Source organism: Leptospira andrefontaineae, assembly GCF_004770105.1.
GTDB classification, from domain to species: Bacteria; Spirochaetota; Leptospiria; order Leptospirales; family Leptospiraceae; genus Leptospira_B; species Leptospira_B andrefontaineae.
On sequence record NZ_RQEY01000023.1, the window covers coordinates 85,459 to 97,890 of the forward strand.

Sequence of the window (12,432 nt, forward strand, 5' to 3'; positions counted from 1 at the left end):
TCTTCTGAAAAAATAAAGAGGCCTGTTTCCGAAAGGGGACGGGTTTTTTTATTTATCACTCTCATTCTTCTTAAAGCGAACATCGTAAGTTATGTCCGAGAAGGATTGTTCTATTCGTGTTCCTCCTTTGACATATGTTAAGAATTTGCTTTCCTTGTTCATGGAGGTACTAAAGCATAGTTCGCATGAATCCACTCAAGTTTATGGAAAGCCGTTTGGGCAGGTTTTCCCCGAAGTATCGTAAACTGGTATTACGCACATATGTCGTAACCTTAAGATTGGTACTTACGGTAGCGTTTCCGAATATGGTCGCTGGGATTTTTTATGCGATCATTGGTAATCGAGAAAAGCAGTACGTCTCTTTCCTAAAGGGTTCTAAAACTTGGGGAACAGCAGTCATCAAAATGACCAAAACGGATCTAGCGATAAAGAATGAAATGCAGATCCCTGAAAAGGGTCATATGATCTTCTTGAATCACGTAAACGAAATAGATTTTCCTTATGATTGCCTAGTGGTTAACAAACCGTATCTGGCAAACCAAGTGATTAAAAAAACTTTAGTGGCCTATTGGTGGATGAAAGCAATGGGTTCTCAGGTTTTTGAAACTTCTAAAGCCGCTACCATTGCGGTCTCTGTTCGTAATTTGATCAAAGGACTTTCCACTACTTCTTATATAGTCTATCCCGAAGGTCATAATTCTTATTCAGAAATTATACAACCTATGCAAAAAGGGATGGTTAAACTCGCTTACGAGAATAAAATCCCTGTAGTGGTAGTCCTAAAATCAGGGATCACCACTTACCAAACGGAACCTATGTTTGCTAAAGTAGGATATAAATTTATAGGAAGATACGAACCTTGGACTCATGAGAGCTGGGAGAGTTTTAGGGATTTCTTATACGAAACTATGAGCAAGGAAAAGATCGCACTCGATTCCGAGATCGGAACAGTGCGGGAACCTGTCTCTTCTAAATCCAAGTGATCAAAAAGCTACTTATCGCAAACAGAGGAGAGATCTCTCTCCGCATCCAAAAAACCTGTAAAAGGTTGGGCATAGAGACCGTAGCCGTATATTCGGATGCGGATAAGGATGCACCATTCGTAAAGGCCGCAGATTTTTCTTTTTATTTAGGACAGTCGGAACCTTCTAAATCTTATTTAGTAATTTCTAATATGCTAAAAGCTATTAAAGAGACCGGAGCTGACGCAGTTCACCCTGGTTATGGTTTTTTATCCGAGAAGGCCGAGTTTGCGAGAGAACTTTCTAAAGCGGGGATTTCCTTTTTAGGACCTAAGGCAGAAACTGTGGACCTTATGGGAGACAAGATCCGTTCTCGTGCAGCCATGGAGAAGGCAGGAGTTCCTGTTGTTCCTGGATACGAAGGGGATTCCCAAGAACCTTCCGTTCTATCGAAAGAGGCTGAAAGGATCGGATTCCCGATCATGATCAAGGCGAGTGCAGGCGGCGGCGGAAAAGGGATGAAACGTGTCTTTTCCAAAGAAGAATTTTTACCCGCATTAGAATCCGCCCAAAGAGAAGCGGGGAATGCTTTTGGGGACGCAAGAGTATTCTTAGAAAAGTATATTATAAATCCTAGACATATAGAAGTTCAAGTTTTCGGAGATTCTTCCGGAAAAGTAATCCATCTATTCGAAAGAGAATGTTCCATCCAAAGAAGACACCAGAAGGTAGTTGAGGAATCACCCGCACCAAATCTGCCTTCTGAACTGAAACAAAAGATCTGCGAAGTAGCAGTTAAGGCCGCTTCTTCCATTGGTTATATCGGTGCAGGAACAGTTGAGTTCATTTTAGGAGAAGATGGCGCCTTCTACTTTTTGGAAATGAATACAAGATTGCAGGTAGAACATCCAGTTACTGAATCTGTAACAGGTTTCGATCTAGTGGAATGGCAGATCCGGATTGCTGAAGGTGTGAGTATCGAAAAACTCACCGGTGGAAAATCTCCATCTCAGAATGGACATGCAATAGAGGTCAGATTATACGCAGAAGATCCGGAGAATGAGTTCCTACCTTCTATCGGAAAGATAGAACTCGCGAAATTCCCGGAAGTCCAAAACCTAAGAGTGGATTCCGGAGTAGTGACCGGTTCCGAAGTTTCTCTTTATTATGATCCAATGCTTGCAAAAGTGATTGGGATCGGAAAAACGAGAGAAGAGGCTCGTAAAAACCTGATCGCCGGACTAGAGGAAATAATCGTATTCGGGCCGATCACAAATTTGAATTATCTAAAGGCAATCCTGGAACATTCTGAATTCGTAAAGGGACATACAGACACCCATTTTTTAGAAAAATATAATATAGTTTGGGAAGAATCCGGAGAAGAAAAAGAAGCACTCATGAGAACCGCTTCTTTTCTCGCGAATCGAACAGTGAAAACTTCCTCCGTATGGGAGGCCGTCGGGCCGAACGGAGTTTGGGGAGAAATATTTTGAACCGTTTGTTCCGACTCCAATGGAAAGAAAAAGAATATGTATTAGATCTGGGAGATTCTTCCTCCAGACTATTTGGTCCGGAAAAAAAATGGGAGTCACTTCTCACTCATTATTCTTGGACTGGGGAAGAAGACGGTTCTTATTCTTTGCCTGATGGAAGTGTAGCATTACTTAGAAGTGGGAAACTTTTCATTCACACCAAAGGAAAAACATTCCAGTTTGCGATCAAAGGAAGAGAAATTTCCGATGCACAAGCAGCTTCTTTAGAGATCAAAAGTCCCATGCCGGGAAAGATCATTAAGGTAGAAGTGAAGTCAGGAGATTCCGTGAAAAAAGGACAGACTCTCGCAGTTGTGGAAGCAATGAAGATGGAGCATGCCCTGAAGGCAGGTGCGGATGCTAAAGTCCAAGAAGTACTCGCTCATCCAGGTGATATAGTTTCCCAAGACCAGTTGCTTGTCAAACTCGCCGAATAATAAATTTCCAATCTCATTTAATACTGAAATGTTTTCTAAAACTGAAACATTTCAGTATTGTTAAAAATTAAATTCTTATTTCGAACAAGCGATATAATAATTTTAGAATACGGTTCGTTTGGAAGCCCATGACCCTGGATCAAAAGAAAAGGTTCCAGGAATAAATTTGACATTGGGTCAGACACTATTATACATTGCGAATTCCATAAAAAATTTCAGGTTACTGCATGAAGCATTTCCTTATTCGCATTGGCATAATTGCTATATTGGCCTTTGTTACGACTCAAAATATATCCGCTGATCCGGGGCTTTTGGATGGTTGTGAAAAACCTCCTGAAAGAACTGATCTACCATTCTATATCAGTCCTAAAAGACAACTTTGTAAAAAGGATCTAGAAAAGAAGAAAGAAGGTTGGTTTCCTACAGGACTACCTCTTTTAAATTCGGATCCGAATACAGGGATCGGTTATGGTATTCGTGTATTCGCATATAATAATGGAAAGAAAGAAGATCCGTTTTTCGAATATACACCTTACAAATTTAGGATTTACGCTCAATACTTCAATACCACAAAACAACGTCAGTATCAGGACGTAGCTTTCGATGCTCCTTACGTGTTCGGAACACAATGGCGTTTGCGAGGTGAAGGTGTTTATGATGCCAATCCGAATACGTTATTCTTCGGTTTAGGAGAATCTTCTCTACAAACTTTAAGTTATACGGATAGAAACCAGGATGGCGGACAGGTTCATACGAACGCAACCTTTGCAGACCAACAAAGGAACCTGGCTTATACTAGACCGGGTGGTCCTGGAGATCCGGTAGATATAAACGGGTCCGTATACAATGGATTTCCGGCTCAGAACGGATTTAGAGTGACAGACACTCAATATAACCGATATAATTTGATCTCTCCTACTGCAATGCTGAGTGGAGAAAGATCTTATGTCGGAGGAACTGTCCGACTTGTAGCAGGACTTCGTATGTCCCAGAATATCGTAAAGACGTTTGACGGAACTCTTGCGAATGGTACCGATCCTTACTTGGATGGATTCGGGATCAATTCCGGTGGAAAGGCGATTAACGGTACTACTAAGGTCACTGAAGATTATAATTCAGGAAAGATCTTAGGTTACCATGGCGGTATGGTGAACACACTTCGTTTAGGTGTGGTATATGATACTAGAGATTTGGAGCCCGATCCAAACCAAGGTGTATTCTTAGAAGCAACTTACGAAAGAGCTGCAAAAACTTTCGGATCTAATTTCGATTATTCTAAATATTTCACACAGGCAAAATTCTTCTGGAGTCCGTTTCCTAGGGTTTTCGATAAATTGGTTCTGGCAGGACGAGGCGGTTTCTCTATTACTGAAGGAGATGCTCCGTTCTTCGAATATAGAAACATGTGGGGAACAGAAGGTGTGATCTCCGGACTAGGTGGACGTACTACATTAAGAGGTTATAAACAAGACCGCTTCGTGGGACGTGCAATGGGTTGGGGTAATATCGAACTTCGTTGGAAGTTTGCTTCCCTTTCAGTTGCAGGACAACACTTTGCATTTAACTTAGTTCCATTCATGGACTTTGGACGGATCTGGGATGATGAACATAAGGTAGGGACCAAGGATTATAAATATTCTCGAGGTATCGGACTCAGGATTGCTTGGAACCAAACGACGATCATCATGTTCGATTACGCGGTTTCCAAAGAAGATAAACAATTATTCGTGAACTTCAACCATGCGTTCTAAGGAAAAAGAAATGAGAAAAGTATATTATATAATAAGATCCTTATTCACCTTATTCGCATTTAGCCTCCTGGCGATGGGTTGTGAAGAGAAATTAGATCGTAGTCCTTACGGGTTTAGAGAAGAAGATGAAAGTGATTTAATCGCGGGAGCCCTTTTCTTCCAGAGTTTCATCAATAATGGAGATGGAACCGTCACGGATGCGACAAGCGGTTTGATGTGGAAGACTTGTAGCCAAGGGCAAGAGTTCAGCGGAGATGCGAGTTCCTTCAATTGTAGGGGAGCTAGTGGAACTCTTGCTAATCCGAGTTCGTTTGGAGCTAAAGAACTCCAATATTGTAGTGTTGATCTGAGTTCTTGTAATACGATAGGTATTCCACAAACACTGACGAATGTATCCCCGATAGGTATAGGTGGCAGTTCGGAAGCATATGATTCTTGTGCTAGTGATAACACAGGAGGTCATACGGACTGGCGGGTAGCGAATTTCTTAGAGTTAAAATATTTAAGCTCTAATAGCCGTAACTTCATGTTATTGAAATTTCCGGATACGATAGAGTCTTTCTATTGGAGTTCGACAGCTAATGAACAAGATGTAGCAGGCAAAACAGCTAGAGCGGTATCTTTCACCAGAGATAGATTTGGAGAAGATGAAACCTTTAGCAAAACCAGTAGATACTTCGTTCGCTGCGTAAGATAATTTACAAATTTATAATGCCCTCGTTTGACTAAACGAGGGTTCACTTATATGTCCCTTATATCTGGGTCGAAAACGTGTTTTAGTAATGTACAACTGCATAATTTTTTCATAACTCTTGTGATGAAAGGGAACTTTTGCGTGATGAATGGGGTCACCAAAACCCTGATTCGAAATTTTCAATTGACATAAGCTCTTGTAACTTCAATAACTAACGAACTTAAAATCTTAAATCCGGAGTATACATGAGGATTAAAGAAATTAAATCGTTGGTGCTAACGATTTGTTTTGTAGCAAGTTTCAATATAGACGCCCAAGATTTTATCCCTGAACCGGGATGCGATAAGCCTCCAGCTCGCAAAAACATGCCGTTTCATATGGATTCTTCGAAACAGCTTTGTGCAAAAGACTTAGCCGTTAAACGGGAAGGCTGGTATCCTACCGGACTCCCTCTAATCAATTCTGATCCACTTGAAGGAGTCGGTTTTGGTGTTCGTGCGTATGCATATAATAACGGTTTAAAATCAGATCCGTTATTCGATTATACTCCTTATAGAGTAAGATTTTTCGCTCAGTATTTTAATACTAGTAAGAACGCGCAGTATCATCAGCTGAGTTTGGATATGCCGTTTATTGCGAATACACAATGGCGCCTTCGCGCGGATGCGTTTCTAACAATAACACCTACCACTCTCTATTTTGGTATAGGTGAAAGTTCCCTAAAAACTTTGAGTTATTTTGATCGAAACCAGCCAGGTGGAGATTACGTTAATAATGCAACGTATGCTGATCAAAGTAAAAACTTTAGCTATTATCGACCGGGAGGTCCTCAGGATCCGGTTTCCTTTGGTGGTAATACTTACTACGGAATTCCAAGCCAGCCAGGCTTCGTTGTTACTAATAAAATGTACAACGGATATATCATAGAAACTCCTATGATCAACCTAAGTACCGAGAGATCATTCTTTGGTGGAACAGTTCGTGTAGTCGCAGGTATCAAAGCTTCTGAAAATATTATCAGGACTTTTGATGGAAGAAAAGCGCCAGGTTACGATCCGGTTCTCGGTATGGATTATGGAGCAAACGTGCCTAACGCTAAAACTCGCCTGACTGAAGACGCACAAGCAGGAAAGATCTTAGGTTATCACGGTGGATATGTAAACGCGGTTCGTCTTGCATTAGTATATGATACTCGTGACTTTGAACCTGATCCGAACAGTGGTGTTTTCTTAGAGGGAACCTTCGAGAAAAACAGCAAATCATTCGGTTCAGATTTCAATTTCCAAAAATACTTTGCCCAAGGAAAATTTTTCTGGAGTCCGTTTCCTAAAGTTTTCGACAAACTTGTTATTGCTTCTCGTTTTGGAGCAGGCTTGTCCGAAGGTGACGTTCCATTCTTCGAATATAGAAATATGTGGGGAACAGAAGGTTTGATCGGTGGACTCGGAGGGATTCGTACCATCCGAGGTTACAAACAAGACCGTTTCGTAGGAAGAATGATGGGCTGGGGTAATATCGAAGTGAGATGGAAATTCGGATCTTTACGTGTAGGTGACGAATACTTCGCATTTAACTTAGTTCCTTTTATGGACTTCGGACGTGTTTGGGATGATGAACATAAGGCAGGACTTAAGGATTATAAATATTCGCATGGTCTCGGACTCAGGATCGCTTGGAACCAGGCTACAATCATTATGATCGACTGGGCAAAATCCAAAGAAGACGAACAATTATTCGTGAACTTCAGCCACGCGTTCTAAGGAAAAAGAAATGAGAAAAGTATATTATATAATAAGATCCTTATTCACCTTATTCGCGTTTAGTCTTCTTGCGATAGGTTGTGAAGAGAAATTAGACCGTAGTCCTTACGGCTTTAGTGAAGAAGATGAAAGTGATTTAATCGCGGGAGCCCTTTTCTTCCAGAGTTTCACGAATAATGGAGATGGAACCGTAACGGATGCGACAAGCGGTTTGATGTGGAAGACTTGTAGCCAAGGGCAAGAGTTCAGCGGAGACGCAAGTTCCTTCAATTGTAGGGGAGCTAGTGGGACGCTGGCTAATCCGAGTTCGTTTGGAGCTAAAGAACTACAATATTGTAGTGTTGATCTGAGTTCTTGTAATACGATAGGGATTCCTCAAACACTGACGAATGTATCACCGATAGGTATAGGTGGTAGTTCGGAAGCATATGATTCTTGTGCTAGTGATAACACAGGAGGTCATACGGACTGGCGAGTAGCGAATTTCTTAGAGTTAAAATATTTAAGCTCTAATAGCCGTAACTTCATGTTATTGAAATTTCCGGATACGATAGAGTCTTTCTATTGGAGTTCGACAGCTAATGAGCAAGATGTAGCAGGCAAAACAGCTAGAGCAGTATCTTTCACCAGAGATAGATTTGGAGAAGATGAAACCTTTAGCAAAACCAGCAGATACTTTGTTCGCTGCGTAAGATAGACTTATAGAGGTGCTTGCAGATCCCCATGGACCAGGTCATTGATCAGAATTGTATCATGTCTGGATGGGGATCTGTTCTCGGGATAATCCGTAGAATAATGTAATCCTCTGCTTTCATGTCTGGCAAGTGCGGAACGGATAATCAATTCAGCCACCAAAACCAAATTACGAAGTTCTAATAGAGGATTTGTGACTATAGTTCTGTTATAATAGTCTCTCACTTCTGCATAAATCAAATCCATTCTTCTTTTTGCTCTTTCTAAACGTAGATTAGAGCGAACAATTCCCACGTAATTAGACATTGTGTTTTTGATCTCTGAAAGATCATGGGAGATTAATACCCATTCTTCCGTATTCACCAAACCCTCTTTGTCCCAGGCGGGGATTTGTTCGTGTTCCGGTAAGAATTCCGGCGGATTTTTACGTATATCTTCTGCAATACGATTGGAGAATACAAGGCATTCTAATAGGCTATTGGATGCCAGACGGTTTCCACCGTGTACTCCTGTGCAGGAAGCTTCTCCCGCTGCGAATAAATTTTCTATTCTTGTTTTTCCCCAAAGGTCAGTTGCGATCCCTCCGCACATAAAATGGGCCGCGGGCACAACCGGGATCGGATCAGTGGTGATATCTATTCCGAGTTCTAAACATTTTGCATAAATGGAAGGGAAGGCTTCTTTGATCTCCGCTGCAGGTTTATGTGATATGTCCAACCAAACATGTGGATCTCCAGACTTCTTCATTTCTGCGTCAATAGCTCTTGCGACTATATCTCTAGTAGCAAGGTCAGCCATTGGATGGTACTTTTTCATGAACGGTTCTCCGTCCATTCCAAGTAATACTGCACCTTTTCCTCTGACCGCTTCCGAGATCAGGAATGAATCTCCTTTTTCATGATAGAGAGAAGTAGGGTGGAACTGATAAAATTCCATATTCCGGATCTCTGCACCTGCACGATACGCACAAGCGACTCCATCACCTGTTGCAATTTTAGGATTTGTAGTATGAGAATATACCTGCCCGGAACCACCGCTTGCGATGATCGTTTTTTTTGCAAGGATAGGGATTACTTCTCCTGTTTGGTTAGAAAGAACATAAGCACCAAAACAGATCAGCCCCTTCTTTTTAAGGTGGTGAGGAGTGATCAGATCTACCACAGTATGGTATTCTAATATTCTAATATTTGGGTTTTGTTTTACGATCTGTAGGAGAGTTTTTTCGATCTCGTGGCCGGTTCTGTCATGCGCATGAACGATCCGATTTGTACCATGTCCGCCTTCTCTGTGAAGATCGAATTCTCCCTCTTGGTTTAGGTTGAATGGAACACCGTATTCTAAAAGTTCTTTGACTAGAGGAGGGCCTTCTTCCACCAAAACCCGTACAGCTTCCGGGTCGCATAGTCCTGCTCCTGATTCCAAGGTGTCAGTTACATGGTCCTCGAATTTGTCTCCTTGGGCAAAAACAGAAGCGATCCCACCTTGTGCATAATTGGTATTAGACTCGTAATCGGATTTTTTGGTCACAATCAAAGTTTGACCAACATTAGAAAGTTTTAAAGCTTGGAAAAGACCGGTAATACCGCTCCCAATGACTAGAAAATCGGTTTTAATTCTTGGCATTTGTACAGGTCCGGCGGCTATCACACCGCCGAGATTATATTACTTACGTTTTGTGCCGGTGTTTAAAAGAGCATCTACGTAATCAATAGAACGGATCAACTGAAAGTCAGGTTTGATCGGATCGTTCTTATGTTCTTGGATAAACTTCTCCGCTTGTCCGTTTGATTTTACCCAGCCTTCTAGTTTTTTCACGTCGAAATGGCTTTTTTCCTCAGCAGAAGAAGGTAATTCAGGAAGGTGGTTCCACATATTCTCTTCGCGGTAATGGAATGGGAAAGTTCCATCTTCTTCGGAAGAAACATCCACATCAGGTTTAACTCCGACTACTTGGATCGTGTTCCCGGAAGGCGCATAATATCTGGACTGAGTAAGTTTGATATAATAAGCCCCGTTTCCTCTTAACTCTTGTAGTTTTTGAACGGTTGCTTTTCCGAAAGATCTCTCTCCCAGGATCAAACCGCGACCATGATGTTTGAGTGCAGAAGCAACAATCTCAGAAGCGGAAGCGGACTTTGCATTGATTAAAACTGCAACTGGAAGATCCGTTAGATCTTTTTTGCCTGCATTAGAATCTTCAGGACTTCTGTTCGGACTTTTTACGGAAACGATGAGTCCGTTAGTCACAAACATATCTGCAAGATCAATTGCAAGATCCAAATAACCTCCCGGGTTATTTCTAAGATCTAAAACCAATGCTTTTAGTTTGGTTCCCTTTGTGGTAGATTGTTTTTCTAATTCTTTGAAATGTTGAACGAATTCTTTATCAACGGAAGGATCCGATTTAACGAAACCAGTCAGCTTGATATATCCAATATAAGGATGATTGTCTATCAACTTGCTTGTGATATTTCGGATCTCGATCGTATCTCGGATCACCTCAATCGCCAGAGTTCCTGCCACTCCTTTTCTACGAATGGTTAGAACTACTTTGGATCCTTTTTTCCCTTTGATCCTTTCGACTACCTTGTCGAGTAACATTCCTTTCGTGGATTTTCCATCCACAGCAAGGATCACATCTCCAGCACGAACACCTGCAGTCACAGCAGGTCTTCCTTCTAATGGGTTTTCTACGATAACTTCTTTGTTACCGCCACCACTTAAGATTGCTCCGATCCCTTCGAAACTTCCGTCTTCGATTTTTGCCATAGATTCTTCCCAAGCAGCTTTTAGGAATACTTGGCTATGCGGATCTAAGGAAGAAAGATAACCGTTAGCCGCGGCTAGATATACATCCTTGATGCTGAACGGTTCTTTTTCTTTAGGGTCTTCTTCTCCAAACGGATCTTTGAGTGGAGGAGTAGTGTAGTTTTGAAGATTTTTTTCGAGATAAGCGAGAATTCTATCGAAGTCTTTTTTGGAAAAATTGGTCTGCTCCCATTTTGCGGTAAGCACTTTTTTACGGACCTTCTCCCTTTCTACTAGCTTAAGGACTTCGTCATTCGAAAGTTTAGGTTTATTAGACTCTTCTTTCAGTTTTCTGTCTCGGATCTTCTCCACTTCTTTATAATCCGGATCGAATAGAACAAATTTGTCTTCCGGAGAAAGTTTGAAAGGTTTACCTGGGAAAATTTCATCCGCTTCTTCGTATTTTTCTCGATCGGTAAAATAACTTTCCGGATACAGATAGAGGCCATGAGGCAAAGATAGAAGTGCAAAAACTGCTGCGTCCTTATAGGCGCGGTTTTTATCTATATTTTTATCTATATAGTTTCCCTCAACAGTCTTGACTACGCTGTCAAAATCTTTGAGAGTGAAATCTGCCGTGGTCTTGGAATTTCCGGAAGAGGGTTGGCAGAAGAAGATGCTCGTACATAAAATGACTGAAAGAAAGGATAAGGAGAGGGATCTCAAGCTTTTCAAATCGGGTCCTCTTTTTGCAAGGTTGATTTTCGATCATTTTCCATCCCGAACAAGCATTGTCAATCTATTCCCCCGAAATCTCTTATTCTATAAGGCTTTCGAAAAGTTCTGTATTCTTAGTTTTTTCTGCTTTGTGGGAACTTTTTACTGCACTTCTGTTTCCGTCCCAGGCGGTGGAAGGTTCGGGTCGGAACTCATACAAGAGCAAGCAATCCTAGATTTTTATGGAACGGAAGAAGAAAGAAAATCTTCTTTAGATTTATTAAAATCTTCCTGCAGATCCCTGAGAAAAGACAGGGGACTCGCTTGTTATAATTTATCCATTTTATACGATTCTCTGGGAGAAAATCAGTCCGCTTGGGAATACGCTGTTAGGGCAAAAAATTCTGATCCGAACGATCCACTTTATAAGGAGCTTGCATTCACTTCTTCTTTAAAATTGGAATCTGAAAAATCGGCTCTTGCAGACGAGGAAGAAGTTTTGTATAAAACTGCAATTTCCGCATGCAAAAAAGGGAATATTGCAGAAGCCTCGGAATCCGTTTCCAAACTGATCGAAATCCAGTCCATTTCCAAGGAATCCGTAACGAAGGGTGTATTTGCGGAATGTGGATTGGACAAGGAATTGATCTCAAAAGCAAAACCGAACACATTCAAACCTTCTTCCGAATATTATAAATTTCTGGAGAAGAACCATCCTTACAGAAAAGTCTGGGATTTGAGCGGAGAATTCGGAAGGACTCCTAAAGATTTAATTTCCGGAAATAAGGCCACACAATCCTGGAAAGAACTCAAAAAAGCAGTCTCCACAAAAGACCAGGTCTCCGCCAAAAAACATCTTTTAAGTTTTAAATCCAATTTGGAGGAACTCGCCAAAACAAACTCTGAGGCATCTTTGCTTTCCGCAAATTTAAAAAAGGCAGCTTTCTTACTGCTCTCAGAAGATTCGAATTACTCCTCTTTCAAAGAACTCGCAAAAGAACTATCGGAAACACCTGCCCAGACGAAATAAAGGTTCGCACGAAGCGCACAGAGATCACAAAGATCGCAGAGTTTATTTCTCACGCAAAGGCGCGAAGAAAAGAAGGTCTTTTATAAATCTCAGAAGAACTCTTTTCCC

Annotated in this window: 10 protein-coding genes; 8 read left to right on the plus strand and 2 right to left on the minus strand. The window is 41.3% G+C overall.

Annotated elements, in window-relative coordinates; all coding sequences use genetic code 11:
* Positions 1-185: 185 nt before the first annotated feature.
* From EHO65_RS17210 to lsa25 (EHO65_RS17240), 7 genes are all read left to right on the plus strand, one after another.
* On the plus strand, positions 186-983 hold the full coding sequence (locus EHO65_RS17210) for a lysophospholipid acyltransferase family protein (RefSeq protein WP_135775783.1): 798 nt from the start codon (positions 186-188) through the stop codon (positions 981-983).
* On the plus strand, positions 980-2,455 hold the full coding sequence (locus tag EHO65_RS17215) for an acetyl-CoA carboxylase biotin carboxylase subunit (protein ID WP_135775784.1): 1,476 nt from the start codon (positions 980-982) through the stop codon (positions 2,453-2,455). Before EHO65_RS17210 ends, EHO65_RS17215 begins: the two co-directional genes overlap by 4 nt.
* Positions 2,452-2,931: an acyl-CoA carboxylase biotin carboxyl carrier protein subunit gene (locus EHO65_RS17220; RefSeq protein ID WP_135775785.1), complete on the plus strand. Its 480-nt coding sequence runs from the start codon at positions 2,452-2,454 to the stop codon at positions 2,929-2,931. Before EHO65_RS17215 ends, EHO65_RS17220 begins: the two co-directional genes overlap by 4 nt.
* A 227-nt stretch (positions 2,932-3,158) precedes the next feature.
* On the plus strand, positions 3,159-4,682 hold the full coding sequence (gene omp85 / locus EHO65_RS17225; protein WP_135775786.1) for an Omp85 family outer membrane protein: 1,524 nt from the start codon (positions 3,159-3,161) through the stop codon (positions 4,680-4,682).
* Positions 4,683-4,692: 10 nt separating this feature from the next.
* Positions 4,693-5,379 (plus strand): surface adhesin Lsa25, encoded by a 687-nt coding sequence (gene lsa25 / locus EHO65_RS17230; protein ID WP_135775787.1) that lies wholly within the window; start codon positions 4,693-4,695, stop codon positions 5,377-5,379.
* Positions 5,380-5,621: 242 nt separating this feature from the next.
* Positions 5,622-7,136 carry an Omp85 family outer membrane protein gene (gene omp85, locus EHO65_RS17235; RefSeq protein ID WP_135775788.1) on the plus strand — a complete coding sequence of 505 codons (1,515 nt, stop codon included), beginning with the start codon at positions 5,622-5,624 and terminating at the stop codon, positions 7,134-7,136.
* A gap of 10 nt (positions 7,137-7,146) precedes the next feature.
* Positions 7,147-7,833, plus strand: a complete 687-nt coding sequence (lsa25, locus tag EHO65_RS17240) for a surface adhesin Lsa25 (protein WP_135775789.1) — start codon at positions 7,147-7,149, stop codon at positions 7,831-7,833.
* Positions 7,834-7,835: 2 nt separating this feature from the next.
* Here lsa25 (EHO65_RS17240) and nadB read toward each other — a convergent pair whose 3' ends face one another.
* The gene (nadB, locus tag EHO65_RS17245; RefSeq protein WP_135775790.1) at positions 7,836-9,452 is read right to left on the minus strand and encodes an L-aspartate oxidase; all 1,617 of its coding nucleotides are present in this window, start codon (positions 9,450-9,452) and stop codon (positions 7,836-7,838) included.
* Positions 9,453-9,491: 39 nt separating this feature from the next.
* Positions 9,492-11,312, minus strand: a complete 1,821-nt coding sequence (locus EHO65_RS17250; protein ID WP_135775791.1) for a S41 family peptidase — start codon at positions 11,310-11,312, stop codon at positions 9,492-9,494.
* A 133-nt stretch (positions 11,313-11,445) separates the two neighbouring features.
* Between EHO65_RS17250 and EHO65_RS17255 the strand changes: the two genes are divergently transcribed.
* Entirely contained in the window at positions 11,446-12,324 is an 879-nt protein-coding gene (locus EHO65_RS17255) for a hypothetical protein (protein ID WP_135775792.1), read from the plus strand.
* Positions 12,325-12,432: the final 108 nt, after the last annotated feature.

Coding starts and splice junctions, on each gene's coding strand:
- nadB (WP_135775790.1), bottom strand. CDS start 9,452: ATGCCAAGAATTAAAACCGATTTTCTAGTCATTGGGAGCGGTATTACC.
- EHO65_RS17210 (WP_135775783.1), top strand. CDS start 186: ATGAATCCACTCAAGTTTATGGAAAGCCGTTTGGGCAGGTTTTCCCCG.
- omp85 (WP_135775786.1), top strand. CDS start 3,159: ATGAAGCATTTCCTTATTCGCATTGGCATAATTGCTATATTGGCCTTT.
- lsa25 (WP_135775789.1), top strand. CDS start 7,147: ATGAGAAAAGTATATTATATAATAAGATCCTTATTCACCTTATTCGCG.
- lsa25 (WP_135775787.1), top strand. CDS start 4,693: ATGAGAAAAGTATATTATATAATAAGATCCTTATTCACCTTATTCGCA.
- omp85 (WP_135775788.1), top strand. CDS start 5,622: ATGAGGATTAAAGAAATTAAATCGTTGGTGCTAACGATTTGTTTTGTA.